Here is a 13,793-nt window from a genome sequence, read left to right on the forward strand (position 1 = left end):
CTCAGGCCTTGCGCCCCTTGCCGGGGTTGCGCCGCTTCTCGCCGACGCCAACGGTCAGCGCCATGGCCAGCGCCATCGTCGCCGATAGCGAGCGGAAGCCGGCAAAATCCGCCTCGGCAACCTCGAACCAGACGCTGGCGAACTGAGCAAGCGGTGAAAACGAGCTGTCGGTGATGGCAATGATGGGCACGCCCTGTTCGGAAATCGTGCGCGCCTCCTCGATCGTGGCCGGCGCATAGGGCGAGAAGGAAATGGCGACGACGGCATCCGCGGGCGTCGCAAAGCTGACCATCTCGGCGTTGAGGCCGGCGGCTGATTCGATCAGCTGGTTGCGGATCTTCAGCTTGCCAAGCGCATAGGCGATGTAGGACGCCACCGGATAGGAGCGCCGCTTGGCCAGCACATAGATGGTCTGTGCCTTGGCCAGCAGGGAAATCGCTTCTTCCAGATGCGCGTCGTCCAGCGTGCGCGAAATGTCGTTGAGCGAGGTGCTGGCGGCGGCGACGAAGCCGTCGAAGATCGCCCGGTGGCCGGCGCCGCCCTCGGCCTTGGCGCGCAGCGCCTGCAGCCGTTCGTCATAGGAGGAGTTGCGCTCGCGCAGCCGTTCGCGAAACACCTGCTGCAGGCTGGTGAAGCCGTCAAAGCCGAGCTGCTGGGCAAAGCGGATCAGCGTCGAGGGCTGCACGCCGGCCGAGGCGGCGATGCTGGCGGCGGTGCCGAAGGCGATATCGTCGGGATTGTCGAGCGCATAAGCGGCGATCTGGGCGATGCGCTTGGGCAGGCTTTCGCGCCGATCGAGGATCGTGGCGCGCAGCGTCTCGAAGTCGCGAGGTACCCGTTCGTCCATCGTCGGCCCGTCCAAGCTCATCGGTGAAGCGTCCTCTCTGCCCCATCATAGCGAGGCTGCGCAAGAACACCATAAAAAATGAGGCAGACATTCCATTCCGAACAAAAATGGACTAATTCATCCACGGAGCATCTATGACGGTGGAGGAACGGAAAATGGTCGGCGTCGGTCTTATCGGCACGGGATTTATGGGCAAGTGCCACGCCATCGCGTGGAGTGCCGTCGGCGCCGTCTTTCCAGACATGACCAAACCGCGGCTTGTCCATCTCGGCGAGGTCAATGAGGATCTCGCCAGGCGCAAGGCCGGCGAGTTCGGTTTCGCCAGGGCGTCCGGTGACTGGCGCGCCGTCGTCAACGATCCCGAAGTGGACGTCGTCTCGCTCACCACGCCCAACCAGTTCCATCCGGAAATGGCCATCGCAGTTCTCGAGGCCGGCAAGCATTTGTGGTGCGAAAAGCCGATGGCGCCGAGCTTCGCCGAAGCCGAGGCGATGGCGGCCGCGGCGAAGAAATCCGGCAAGGTCGCGGCGCTCGGTTACAATTACATCCAGAGCCCGGCCATCCGCCACATCGGCGCGCTGCTCGACGAAAACATCATCGGCGAGGTCAACCATCTGCGCATCGAGATGGACGAGGATTTCATGGCCGATCCCGAGGCGCTGTTCTTCTGGAAGCACGAGGCATCTTCCGGCTATGGCGCGCTTGATGATTTCGCCGTGCATCCGCTGTCGCTGGTGTCGACCCTGTTCGGCCGCGTCGCCAGCGTCATCTGCGACATGGCCAAGCCCTATGCCGACCGCAAGCTGGCCGCCGGCGGCCGCCGCGCGGTCGAGACCTACGACATTGCCTCCGTGCTGATGCATCTGGAGAACGGCATCGCCGGCACGCTTCTGGTCAACCGTTCGGCCTGGGGCCGCAAGGGCCGCATCGCCGTCCAGATCTTCGGCTCCAAGGGCTCGATCCTGTTCGACCAGGAGCGGATGAATGAGTTCCAGCTCTACCTCACATCGGATCGCCCGACCGAACAGGGCTATCGCACCATCCTCGTGTCGCCACAGCACAAGCCCTACGACCTGTTCGTCCCCGCGCCCGGGCATAGTCTTGGCTTCAATGATCTCAAGATCATCGAATGCCATGAACTGCTGACCCGGCTCGCCGGCAGACCGGCGCGGCTCATCGAATTCGACGAAGGTCTGGAGATCGAGCGCACCGTGCATGCGATGGCGCGATCGTTCGAGGAAAAGCGCTGGGTGGATGTAAGATAGAGTTCGCTACCCTGGTCGGTTTAGCCGGCGGCCGCTGCATTGACCTCCCATCCATTGACCCAGATCTGCCGCAACCGATCGCCTTCGCCCTTGAAGCGCAGTCCGGTCGGCCGGCAATCCTCGATGCGGTCGCTGCGGAAATTGCGGATCGCCTGGCGTAGCTCGCACCAGGCGACGATGTTGGCGGTCTCGGCATAATAGATCAGCGCGATCGGGCGGATGAGGCGCTCGGAAGCGCGGCCAAGCTCGTCGCGATAGGAGAGGTCGAGCTTCTCCTCGTCGCGTATGGCGCGGCGCACCAGCGCCAGGTCGATCGCACCTGCAGAGGGCGCAGCGAATCCCCACGCATGCAGCGCATTGGCGTCGAGCGTCTGGCGCAAAGGCGGCGGTACGGCGCCGGCGATCTTGGCGCCGACGCGCTTGGCTGCCTGCTTGAGCTCGTCGTCGCCCGTGCGCTCCAGCAGCGCCAGTGACAGCACGATCGCCTCCATCTCCTCGATCGAAAACATCAGAGGCGGCAAGTCGAAGCCGGGGCGCAGGATATAGCCGATGCCCCTCCCGCCCTCGATCGGCACGCGCATGGCCTGAAGCGCTGCGATGTCGCGATAGATCGAGCGTATCGTCACCTCCAGCTGCGCGGCTATCATTGCCGCCGTCACCGGCTGCCGCGCCAGCCGCAGGATCTGGATGATCTCGAACAGGCGCGACGCCTTGCGCATTTTTCTCACCCGGTGCCGATCACAACTGACACACCATCGTCAGTTGCGTCGGCCTATAGGACCGCCTATCGGGTTGAAAATCAACAGGTTCCGCTGCGGCTGGGCCGAGCGGGGCGACAGGCAACTGACATGGGCTATGCCGAAAATCTCTGGCTGTTCTTTATCCTGCTGTTCGGCATCATCGCCGTTCCAGGCATGGACATGCTGTTCGTGCTGGCCAATGCGCTGACCGGCGGGCGCGACAGGGGCCTTGCCGCGACCGGCGGTATCATGGTCGGCGGCCTGGTGCACACGCTGAACGGCGCGATCGGCGTCGGCCTGCTGATGCATTTCATGCCGATCCTGTTCAAGCCGCTGCTGATTGCAGGCGCCGCCTACATGGCCTTCATCGGCATCACGCTGATGCGCAGCTCCATCACTGTCGGTCACGACGGGCCCGCCGGCAGCCGCTCTGCATGGAAGGCGTTTCGCCAAGGCCTCGTGACCTGCCTGATCAACCCGAAGGCCTATCTCTTCGTGCTCGCCGTGTATCCGCAGTTCCTGAAACCGGACTACGGCCCGATCTGGATGCAGGCGACGGTGATGGGCCTGCTGACCGTGCTGACGCAGGCCGCGATCTATGGCGGGCTCGCAATATCGGCCGGCCGCAGCCGCAAGCTGCTGATCGCTAATCCGCGAGCGACCATCCTTGCCGGCCGGGCGGCCGGGCTGCTGCTCTTCGCGGTGTCCGTGTTCACCGCATGGGAAGGGCTGAGGGCGGCGTAATGCCGGGCTAGACCGGACCGCCGCCCTTCTGGCGCCGGCCGGATCAGGCGGCGCCCTGCAGCGTGGCGAGAAGCTCGTCCAGCTGCTCGAATTGCTCGGACATCGCATCCGCCGCCCCGGCGCCGGCGTCGAGGGCTTCCTTCGAGGGATAGAGCTCGCGCATGACCAGCAGCGTCTTGCCGCCTTTTTCCTCGAAGGTCACCGTGGTGACGGGTCCACCCTCACCCCCTTCGTCATTGGTCCAGACGAGGCGCGAGTGCGGTGTCACTTCGAGATACCTGCCGAAGAACTCGGCAGGGTTCGAGCCGTCATGCCCGAACACCAAACGGTACCCGCCTCCCACACGAACATCCATCTCGCAGGAACGCAGGAACATGCCCATCGACTTCGGCACCCACCACTGCTTGAACAGCTCAGGCTTGGTCCACGCCTCGAACACGATGCGCGCAGGCGCGTCGAAGCTTCGCGTAACGACCAACTCCCGGTCGGACCTCCGTTCCACCGTCGTGCGTTTGGCCTCACTCGCTCTTCCTGCGTCCATCGACTTCCTCCTTGCGTTTCAATTCCTCGACAACCTTGTCCAGCTCGTCGAAGCGTGCGGCCCAGAGCTGCCGGTATCTCTCGATCCATTCCGCCTCATCCTCCAGGCGGCGCAGGCCCAGCTTGCAGGTCCGCACGCGCCCGACCTTCCGCGTCGTGACGAGTCCCGCCTGCTCCAGGACGCCGACATGCTTCTTCATGCCCGTGAGGGTCATGTGGAATTTCTGGGCCAGGTCCGTGATCGAAGCGTCCGCACGGCCGAGCTGCTCCAGAACCCCGCGTCGGGTGGCGTCCGAAAGCGCGGCGAACGAGGCATCCAGGCGGGTCGCGGAATACTGAACCATTTGGTTCAGTATGTAACACGGGGATCGGTGGCATGCAAGGGAGGTGGAGGGCTGCGGCCCTAGAGCAATTCCAAGAAAAGTGCGTGCGGTTTTCTGTCCGGAATTGCGTCAAAACAAAGAGTTAGAGCGGTTCGCCGTTTCCATGAAACGGTGAACTGCTCTAAGGGCGGCGTGGTCCTGGGCTGAAACCGGAAACGCCGCCCTTATGCTCCAACCGGATCAGGCGGCGCCCTGCCGGCTCTCCATCAAGGCGCGGCGCGCCGACCGGCGCCATTCCACGGCGCCGGCAAGGCCGTGCAGCACCGTCTCCGTGGCCGCCCAGTCGATGCAGCCATCGGTGATGCTCTGGCCGTAGACGAGCTGCTTGCCCGGCACGACATCCTGCCGGCCGGCGACGAGATTGCTCTCGATCATGACGCCGATAATGCGCTCGTCCCCCGCCGCGACCTGTCCCGCCACGTCAGCCGCGACCTTGGGCTGGTTCTCCGGCTTCTTGGCTGAGTTGGCATGGCTGACATCGATCATCAGGCGGGGCGCGATACCGATGCGGGCGAGTTCGACCGAGGCGGCCTCGACGCTTGCCGCGTCATAGTTGGGCTGAACGCCGCCACGCAGGATGACATGGCAATCCTCGTTTCCGGTCGTTGCCGCGATCGCACTGCGTCCGCCCTTGGTCACCGCCATGAAATGATGCGGCTGGGCGGCGGATTTCACCGCCTCGGCAGCGATCCTGAGATTGCCGTCGGTGCCGTTCTTGAAGCCGACCGGACAGGACAGGCCCGAGGCCAGCTCGCGATGGATCTGGCTCTCGGTCGTGCGCGCGCCGATCGCGCCCCAGGCGACGAGGTCGGCAATGTATTGCGGCGTGGTCATGTCGAGGAATTCGGTCGCCGCCGGCAGGCCCAGATTGTTGACGGCCGACAGCACATTGCGGGCCATCCGCAGCCCCTTGTCGATGTTGAAACTGCCGTCGAGGTCGGGGTCGTTGATCAGGCCCTTCCAGCCGACCGTCGTGCGCGGCTTTTCGAAATAGACCCGCATCACGATCTCGAGCCGGTCGGACAGAGCTTCGCGCAGCGCCGCCAGACGGCTGGCATAGTCAACGGCCGCGACCGGATCGTGGATGGAACAAGGGCCGACGATGACAACAAGTCGGTCGTCGGCCCCGGTCAGGATGGAGTGGATGGCGTTGCGCGAGGCGGCAACGGTGCGCGTCGCCGTGAGTGAGCGCGGTATCTCGCGCATCACCTCTTCCGGCGTGCTCAGCAGTCTCAGTTCCTTGACCCGAAGGTCGTCTGTGGTGGTCAACACGGCTTCTGCTCCTGGTTGGGAGACCTGCCGGCTGAAAACAAAAAAGCCGCCAGGTCTGGCGGCTTGTCGGACTGTTTGCTGCAATCTTCAGATCGAGCGCAATCCTCCCGCCGCCAGCGAGCTGCTAAAGTACCAATAGGTGGCGGTCAGGTGGATCATGCGGCTCATATAGTCGAAGCGGCGGCGTTTGTCACGTACCCTGGTAGCAAGCAATTTCAGGTGAGGGCCGAGCCTTTGCGATTTCGTCATTCTAGGGCGAAGCAGGAGCGAAGCTCCGTCGCGGAGACCCTGGGATCCATGCCGCGACCTAGATGGGAGAGTGCTGCGGTGCAGAATCTTGCGCCGTAGCGACGGCCCGGAAGTCGCGGCATGGATCCTCGGGTCTGCGCCGCGTCGCTGCGCTCCTTGCTCCGCCCGTGGATGACCACCTGGTTAACGGTTTCGCTTACGCGGCCGCTACTCCGGCGACGCCCCAGCGATGCTCTGGTCGTAGTCGACCAGCGAGCCGGTCATCACGCCGGACTGCGGGCTGACCATGTAGCTGATCAGCCGGGCAAGCTGGTCCGGCTTCACCAGCTGGCCCATCGGCTGCGCGGCCTCGGCCTTCTCGAGCCAGTCGTCGGGTGCATCGTGCCATTTCTTCTGCACGATGTCCTCGCCCTCGGTGTCCATCCAGCCGGGCAGCACGGCGTTGCAACGGATGCGGTTGAAGCGGTAGGCATTGGCGACATTCTTGGTCAGCGTCATCAGCGCGCCCTTGCTGGTCGAATAGGGCGTCAGGAACGACTGGCCGGTATGCGCCGACATCGACAGCACGTTGACGATCGATCCGGGGGCCTTTTTCTCAAGCAGATGCGCCACAACGCCCTGCATCAGGAAGAAGGGTCCTCGCACATTGGTGTCGAAGATGGTGTCGAACAGCTCCTCGCTAGTCTCCACCAACGAGCCGCGCGCGGATGTGGCGGCGGCGTTGACCAGGGCGTTGATGGTGCCGAAATGCGAAAGCGCGGTGGCGACGGCGCGCTTGCAGTCGGCCACCTTGGAGACATCGGCGCTGATGAAGATCGCGTCGACGCCCGACTTCTTGAGGCTGGCGACTGCCTTGTCGCCCTTTTCCTGCGAGCGGCCGATCAGGGCCAGCGCCCGGCAGCCTTCGTCCGCCAATACCTCGGCGACCGCGAAGCCTATGCCTTGTGCGCCGCCGGTGACGATGGCGCGCGTTTGTGAATTGCGATCGGCTGATGCGCTCATCGCTCTGCTCCTGTGCTTTAAGTCGTTACTTGTCGAGGCGGACGGTCTGGCCTGATGTCGCCGATTTCAGCGCCGCATCCGCCAGCCGAAGTGCAATGAGTCCGTCCGTCCCGCTCGGTGCCGCCTTCTTGCCCGACGTCGCGGCGGCGATGAAGGACGCAATCTCAATGGCATAGGCGTCGAGGTAGCGGGTCATGAAGAAATCGTGCAGCGGCGGGCGGGTATAGCCCTTTTCATTGGCCAGTTCGATTGAGACCGGCCGCTGGTTTTCGGCCGCGACCATGCCTTTCGAGCCATGCACCTCGATGCGCTGGTCGTAGCCATAGGTGGCGCGGCGGGAATTGGAGATGACGGCCTGCTTGCCCGACGCGGTTTCGAGGATGACGCTGACCGAGTCGAAATCGCCGGCCTCGCCGATCTTCCTGTCGACCAGCACCGAGGCATGCGCGCTGACCGCCACCGGCTCTTCGCCGAGCAGGAAGCGCGCCATGTCGAAATCATGGATGGTCATGTCGCGAAAAATGCCGCCGGAGCGCGCGATGTAGTCGATCGGCGGTGCGCCCGGATCGCGCGACGTGATGGTCACCATCTCGACCACGCCGATGGCGCCGTCATCGATTGCCTTGCGCACCGCAGCGAAGTGCGGGTCGAAGCGCCTGTTGAAGCCGACCATCAGCGTCGCCTTGGCCTTCTCGACCACGGCCAGGCACTGCTCGACGCGCTTGACGTCGAGGTCGATCGGTTTCTCGCAGAAGATCGCCTTGCCGGCCTTGGCGAAGCGCTCGATCAGGTCGGCATGGGTGTCGGTCGGCGTGCAGATGACGACCGCGTCGATGTCCCCGGATTTCTCGATGGCATCGATGGTGCGCACCTCGGCGCCGTAGGCCGTGGCGAGTTCGCTCGCCGCCTTCTCGAAAGCGTCGGCAACGGCGACCAGTTTGGCCTGCGGATTGGAGCCGACGGCGCGGGCGTGGACCTTGCCGATGCGGCCGGCACCGAGGAGGGCGAAGCGGAGAGTCATGGAAATTTCCTCTGGGGATGGTTCGAAGCTGGCGGGGCGCCGGTCATGCGCGCAGGTGTTTTTCCGGTCAAGACAAGATCGACAGGGAGGCGATGACCGCCGCCTCCGCGCCCGGCCTAGGCCGCGAGTTCGGCCTCTCCGGTCTTGGCGCCGGTGATGTAGGAAACGATATCGTTTCCGTCGGTGTTCTCCTTGCGCAAATTGGCGACGATGCGGCCGCGCCGGAACACGACGATGCGGTCGCAAAGGTCGAACACCTGGCGCATATTGTGGCTGATCAGGATCAGCGGCTCGCCATTGTCCTTCAGCGTGCGGATGATGTTCTCGACCTGCGCGGTCTCCTGCACGCCGAGTGCTGCCGTCGGCTCGTCCATGATGATCAACTTGGAGGCGAAGGTCGCGGTCCTGGCGATCGCCACGCACTGCCGCTGGCCGCCCGACATGTGGCGGATGGTGTTCGACAGGTTGGGGATTTTCACCGCCGTGCGCACGAGCGCGGCTTCGGTCGCCTTGCGCATCCCCCGGCGGTCGAGGATCGAAAACGGTCCCAGATTGAACAGCACTTTTTCGCGGCCAAGGAACAGGTTCGACGGCACGTCGAGGTCGTCGGCCAGCGCCAGGTTCTGGAACACGGTCTCGATGCCGGCCTCGCGCGCCTCGATAGGGCCCGAAAAATTGACTTGCTTGCCGTCGAACCAGATCTGGCCGCTGGTCGGTTGCTCGACGGCGGTGATCTGGCGCACGAAGGTCGACTTGCCGGCGCCATTGTCGCCCATGATGGCGACGTGTTCGCCCTTGCGCAGCTCGAAATTCGCGCCTTCCAGCGCCTGCACGCCGCCATAGCGCTTGGTCAGGTTTTCGGTCTTCAGGACGATGTCTGACATGGTCAAGCCCTCAATGCCCGCAGGCGTTGGCGCCACTGGTCGAGAACGACGGCGCCGACGATGATCACGCCCTTGACCATCTCCTGGTAGTAGGCGTCGAGGCGCAGGAAGGTGAAGCCGGAGATGATGACGCCGAAGATCAGCGCGCCGATCACCGTGCCGATGATCGAGCCGCGGCCGCCCGACAGCGATACGCCGCCGATGACCGCCATGGCGATGGCGTCGAGTTCGTACATCACGCCCATGCCGGCCTGGGCGGTGAGGTTCTTGGAAGACAGCACCACCGCGGCGAGCGACGCGAGTATGCCGGCGATGACGTAGACCAGGATCTTGTGGTTGGCGATCTTGATGCCGGACATGCGCGCGGCATCCTCGTTGGAGCCGATCGCGTAGCAATGCTTGCCGTATCGTGTGTAGGTCATGATCAGCTGGAACAGCACGGCCAGCGACAGGAAGATGATGACGGGCATCAGGCCCTTGCCGATGGCGGCGAAGCTCTCGGTCGGGAACGAGATGGGCTGCCCCTTGGACCACCATTTGGCGATGCCGCGCGCGGTCACCATCATGCCCAGCGTGGCGATGAAGGGCGGAATGCGCGTGTAGGCGATCAGGGCGCCGTTGACCAGGCCTGCCAGCAGCCCGCAGCCGATGGCGACCAGCAACGGCACGATCACCGGCAGGTCGGTCCAGCCCTGAGCCAGGAACATCGCCTTGGGATTGGGGTTGCCGTTGACCGTCGCCACCTGGGCGAAGCTCATGGCGATCATGGCGGTGGCGCCGACGATCGAGCCCGACGACAGGTCGATGCCGCCCGATATGATAACCTGCGTCACGCCGATGGCGATGATGCCGACGATCGATACTTGCAGGATGATGATCTGTAACCGCGCCTCGTTGAAGAGGCCGCCGACATTGCTGCGGGTGTTGAACAGGAAGCTGTCGCCGAGAAAGACGCGGCCGATCAATTCGAAGATGACGACAAGAATGACGAGCGCCAGGAAGACGTTGAATTCCGCCGGCCATATGCGCTTCTTCGCATCATAGCTGACCCCGCCGACGCCATGAGATGTCTGTGCCACTCGTCTATCCTCCGTCAGCCGCGGTCGCTCCTGGCGCCATGAAAGCGCCGAGAGGAGGAGCGGCGCCCGGTCCTTTGAGCGCCGCCCCGAGGTGAACCGTTCCGCCGCTCAGTTCTTCTTCAGGAACTTGTCGATGTTGGCCGGCGTCACCAGTTGGAAGGGCACGTAGACCTTGTGTTCGACCTTCTCGCCCTTGGACAGTTTCAGTGCCGCGTCGAGCGCGCCGGCGCCCTGGCCAGCCGCGTCCTGGAACACGGTGGCGTCGAGGTCGCCTGCCTGCATGGCGGCGAGCGCGTCCTGCGTGGCGTCGACACCGCCGACGACAACCGTCTTCATGTCGACATTGGCGGCCTTCATTGCCTGGATGGCGCCGATGGCGCTTTCGTCATTGTTGGCGATGACGCCGTCGAACGGCTTGCCGGTCGACAGCCAGTTGGTCATCAGGTTCTGGGCCTCGTCGCGGTTCCAGTTCGACGTCTGCTTGTCGATGATCTTGATGAAGCTGCAATCCGGCGTCGCGATCACCTCCTCGATGTCCTTGGTGCGCTGCACGGCTGCCTGGTTGGAAAGCTCGCCCATGATCACATAGACATTGGCTTCCTTCTTGCCGGCTTCCTTGAACAGGCGGCAGACCTCCTTGGTTTCGAGCGTGCCGGAATCGGCCTCGTTCGAAGCGACGAAGGCCTGATTGTCAGGCAGCGTGTCGACATTGACCGGTTCGCGGTTGACATAGACCAGCGGGATCTTGGCGGCGGCCGCGGCATCCGACATCGCCTGCGTGGCCGAGGTGTCGACCGGATTGACGATGATGGCGTCGACGCCCGATGCGGCGAAGTTCTTGATCTGGTCGAGCTGTTTGGCGACGTCGTTCTGTGCGTCCTCGACCTGCAGCTCCACGCCGCTCATGCCCTTGGCCTGCTCGATCATGCCGTTGCGCAGCACGGTCAGGAAATTGTCGTCGAACTTGGCCATCGACACGCCGATCTTGGCGGCCATGGCGGACGAACTCATCAGCGCCGCGAAAGCGACGCCCAAAATCATTTTCTTCATTGTATCTCTCCTCCACTTTGGGTGTCCGGTCGCACCGATCTATCCGGAATCCCCGATCTCCTCGGGGAATCTCTCCCTGATATCATTTCGTTCCAACGGGGTTCACCACTGGCTGGAACGCCGAACTGCCTGCTCGAACCAGATGTTGTCGGAACGAAAGAACCAAAATGTACAGTCAGTGAAATATTTATTCCATTTCGGATCGGGGCGTCAAGGGAGATTCCGAATCCGGGCGTGCGATTTTCGGCTGCCTCTGATGGATTCTATCATTTCAGGCGGCCGGTTTGCGGCAGACCGGGCTGCCCGAGGGTTTTATCGTTTCATGGAAACGCTCTACCTTCCGTCCTGACGCGACCTGGACGGAAAACCGCTGCGCGCATTCCTGAAATGGCTTCAGATGTTTTCCGGCAAATAGATGTCGAAGGGGAGGAATGTCTGGCCCGGCGCATTGGCCGCACCGGTTTCGATGGCATGCGCCATCCGATCGACGAGCTCGCGACAGAGCGCAGCAAGCGGCGTCGAGATCACCATCGTCAGGATGTTGTCGGCAAGCGCGGCGCGCGATTCGGCGTTGATCTCGTTGCAGACGACCACCGGCATGCTTGCGGGCTTCGCTGTCCGCAGCGCCGAGACGGCGCCTTCCATGCCGCCGCCGGCGACGTAGCAGCCGACAAGATCCGGATATCGCGCCAGAAGATCGATCATCGCATCATGGGTCACCTGGTTGGCCTCCAGATTGACCAGCGTCTCCAGCACGTTGAAGTCCGGCGCATGCTCGCGAAAGAAGGAGCGGAAACCGATCTCACGCAGCTCATGGCCGTGGAAGCGATGGCTGCCGACAAAAAGGGCGACCTTGCCGGGCTTCCTCGCAGCCTTCGAGATCATCCAGGCGGCGGTGCGGCCGACCTTGCGGTTGTCGAGCCCGACATAGCCTTCGCGGATGCCGGCGGCGAAGTCGGACAGCAGGGAGAAGACCGGCTGTCCCCTGGCTTTTAGCGCCTCCACGACCGCCGTCAGCGTCGGATGGTCAGGGCCGACCACGGCGATCGCCCGCGATTTCGCCGCCAGCCTGCGCATCTGGGCAGCGATCTCATCCGGGGCCAGGGAACTGGCGAAATCGATGGTTGCGACGCCACGGAAGCGCTGCGATTGTGCGACCGCGAGTTCGAGTTCCCGCGCGAAATCGCCATAGAAAACGTCATTGCCCCGAAGCAGCAGGAAACCCAGCCGATACTCGGGCAATTCCTGGCGCATACGCTGCTTGATCAGGCCTGCGGCGTGATAGCCGATCTCGGTCGCGGCGTTATAGACGCGGCGCGCCGTTTCCTCGCGCACAGGCAGGCGGCTGTTGAGCACCCGGTCCACCGTGGCGACGCTGACGCCGGAGATGCGCGCCAGATCTGATATGGTCGGCCGTTTCGCCATGTCTGTCCTCATTTGACCGTGCATCTTTCCTACATCTTTATGATAGGAAATGATAGAAACTATCTTTATGATGTTGAGTCTATCATGAGCTAGCGTTATTTTCAGCCTCGAAGTCAGGAAATGTCGGGCATTCGCGTGGCGGATGCCCTTGCCGAGGGAGGCAACCATGCATGCTGCGCCGTCCCGGCGTGACTACAGCCTGATCGGCCGCGACGCCAGGCTGGCCGTCGAGACCGGCCTGTCGGCGGCCGAATGGTATCACACCGACATTCCCCGCAAGCAGATGAAGGAGCTGATGCAGCGCTCCGACGCGCCCGCGCTCCGCGACACGGCGATCTGGATCGCCGCGCTCATCGTCAGCGGCGCCGGCGGTGCCTGGTTCTGGGGCACCTGGTGGTGCGTGCCGTTCTTCTTCGCCTATGGCGTGCTCTACGGCTCGTCCACGGATTCCCGCTGGCACGAATGCGGCCATGGTACGGCCTTCCGCACGCAGTGGATGAATGATTGGGTCTATCAGGTCGCCTGCTTCATGATCATGCGCAACCCGGTGACCTGGCGCTGGAGCCACACGCGCCATCACACCGACACTATCATCGTCGGCCGCGATCCGGAAATCTCGGTCATGCGGCCGCCGGACCTGGTGCGCGCCATCCTCGGCTTTGTCGGCGTGCTCGACGCCTGGCATGCGATGTCAGACATGCTGCGCAACGCCGCCGGCAACATCAGCGCGGCCGAAAAGACCTTTATTCCCGAGCAGGAACAGCCGAAAGCGATCCGCATCGCCCGCATCTGGACCGCGATCTATGCCGCAACCATCGCGCTGGCGCTCTATACCGGCTCGTTCCTGCCCTTGATGCTGGTCGGCCTGCCCAGGCTCTATGGCGCCTGGCACCACGTCATGGTCGGCCTGCTGCAGCATGGCGGTCTTGCCGACAACGTCACCGACCATCGGCTGAACAGCCGCACCGTCTACATGAACCCGATCAGCCGTTTCATCTACTGGAACATGAACTACCACGTCGAGCATCATATGTTCCCGATGGTGCCCTACCATGCGCTGCCGAAGCTGCATGAACTGATCAAGCATGATTTGCCGGCGCCGACGCCGTCGATCCTGGCCGGCTATCGCGAGATGCTGCCTGTCTTCTGGCGCCAGTTGCGCAACGAGGATTATTTCCTCAAGCGCGAGCTGCCGCCAACGGCCAGGCCGTATCGCGAGGATCTGCACAACGACAATGCTGCCTTCAACGCCGCGGCGGAGTGATATCCGCCCGTGAGGCGCGATCGGGAAA

General features: G+C 63.4%; 14 protein-coding genes. 3 read left to right on the plus strand and 11 right to left on the minus strand.

Translation table 11 applies throughout. The features are described from left to right. Nucleotide 1: 1 nt before the first annotated feature. Nucleotides 2–847, minus strand: a complete 846-nt coding sequence (locus tag LB545_RS04790; RefSeq protein WP_181165350.1) for a MurR/RpiR family transcriptional regulator — start codon at nucleotides 845–847, stop codon at nucleotides 2–4. A gap of 155 nt (nucleotides 848–1,002) precedes the next feature. On the opposite strand from LB545_RS04790, the gene LB545_RS04795 reads away from it, so the two are divergent. Then, nucleotides 1,003–2,112, plus strand: coding sequence for a Gfo/Idh/MocA family protein (locus LB545_RS04795; RefSeq protein WP_140491256.1), 1,110 nt, complete (start codon nucleotides 1,003–1,005; stop codon nucleotides 2,110–2,112). Between the two features lie 20 nt (nucleotides 2,113–2,132). Here LB545_RS04795 and LB545_RS04800 read toward each other — a convergent pair whose 3' ends face one another. Beyond that, nucleotides 2,133–2,831 carry a helix-turn-helix transcriptional regulator gene (locus tag LB545_RS04800; RefSeq protein WP_140625516.1) on the minus strand — a complete coding sequence of 233 codons (699 nt, stop codon included), beginning with the start codon at nucleotides 2,829–2,831 and terminating at the stop codon, nucleotides 2,133–2,135. 129 nt (nucleotides 2,832–2,960) lie between these two features. Between LB545_RS04800 and LB545_RS04805 the strand changes: the two genes are divergently transcribed. Beyond that, entirely contained in the window at nucleotides 2,961–3,596 is a 636-nt protein-coding gene (locus tag LB545_RS04805) for a LysE family translocator (protein WP_224681947.1), read from the plus strand. Between the two features lie 43 nt (nucleotides 3,597–3,639). On the opposite strand, the gene LB545_RS04810 is transcribed toward LB545_RS04805, so the two are convergent. From LB545_RS04810 to LB545_RS04850, 9 genes are all read right to left on the minus strand, one after another. Continuing rightward, a complete protein-coding gene (locus LB545_RS04810) occupies nucleotides 3,640–4,137 on the minus strand; it encodes an SRPBCC family protein (RefSeq protein ID WP_140517729.1) in 498 nt (165 codons plus the stop codon). Next, on the minus strand, nucleotides 4,115–4,480 hold the full coding sequence (locus LB545_RS04815; RefSeq protein ID WP_140676516.1) for an ArsR/SmtB family transcription factor: 366 nt from the start codon (nucleotides 4,478–4,480) through the stop codon (nucleotides 4,115–4,117). Before LB545_RS04815 ends, LB545_RS04810 begins: the two co-directional genes overlap by 23 nt. A 219-nt stretch (nucleotides 4,481–4,699) precedes the next feature. Continuing rightward, nucleotides 4,700–5,791, minus strand: a complete 1,092-nt coding sequence (locus LB545_RS04820) for a 3-deoxy-7-phosphoheptulonate synthase (RefSeq protein WP_140561744.1) — start codon at nucleotides 5,789–5,791, stop codon at nucleotides 4,700–4,702. 456 nt (nucleotides 5,792–6,247) lie between these two features. Beyond that, nucleotides 6,248–7,042, minus strand: coding sequence for an SDR family oxidoreductase (locus LB545_RS04825; RefSeq protein ID WP_140491241.1), 795 nt, complete (start codon nucleotides 7,040–7,042; stop codon nucleotides 6,248–6,250). Between the two features lie 25 nt (nucleotides 7,043–7,067). Then, nucleotides 7,068–8,063 (minus strand): inositol 2-dehydrogenase, encoded by a 996-nt coding sequence (gene iolG, locus LB545_RS04830; protein WP_140491239.1) that lies wholly within the window; start codon nucleotides 8,061–8,063, stop codon nucleotides 7,068–7,070. 116 nt (nucleotides 8,064–8,179) lie between these two features. Then, nucleotides 8,180–8,947 carry an ATP-binding cassette domain-containing protein gene (locus LB545_RS04835; protein WP_140491237.1) on the minus strand — a complete coding sequence of 256 codons (768 nt, stop codon included), beginning with the start codon at nucleotides 8,945–8,947 and terminating at the stop codon, nucleotides 8,180–8,182. 2 nt (nucleotides 8,948–8,949) lie between these two features. Further along, nucleotides 8,950–10,026, minus strand: a complete 1,077-nt coding sequence (locus LB545_RS04840) for an ABC transporter permease (protein WP_140895805.1) — start codon at nucleotides 10,024–10,026, stop codon at nucleotides 8,950–8,952. Nucleotides 10,027–10,134: 108 nt separating this feature from the next. Beyond that, nucleotides 10,135–11,076 (minus strand): sugar ABC transporter substrate-binding protein, encoded by a 942-nt coding sequence (locus LB545_RS04845; protein ID WP_140491233.1) that lies wholly within the window; start codon nucleotides 11,074–11,076, stop codon nucleotides 10,135–10,137. A gap of 393 nt (nucleotides 11,077–11,469) precedes the next feature. Then, a complete protein-coding gene (locus tag LB545_RS04850; protein ID WP_140895807.1) occupies nucleotides 11,470–12,501 on the minus strand; it encodes a LacI family DNA-binding transcriptional regulator in 1,032 nt (343 codons plus the stop codon). 166 nt (nucleotides 12,502–12,667) lie between these two features. Here LB545_RS04850 and LB545_RS04855 point away from each other — a divergent pair, with 166 nt between their 5' ends. After that, complete coding sequence (locus LB545_RS04855; protein ID WP_140491229.1) at nucleotides 12,668–13,765, plus strand: fatty acid desaturase family protein; 1,098 nt, start codon at nucleotides 12,668–12,670, stop codon at nucleotides 13,763–13,765. The last annotated feature ends 28 nt before the right edge of the window (nucleotides 13,766–13,793 follow it).

It is taken from the genome of Mesorhizobium sp. BR1-1-6 (genome assembly GCF_020165355.1).
In the GTDB taxonomy this organism is placed as follows: Bacteria; Pseudomonadota; Alphaproteobacteria; order Rhizobiales; family Rhizobiaceae; genus Mesorhizobium.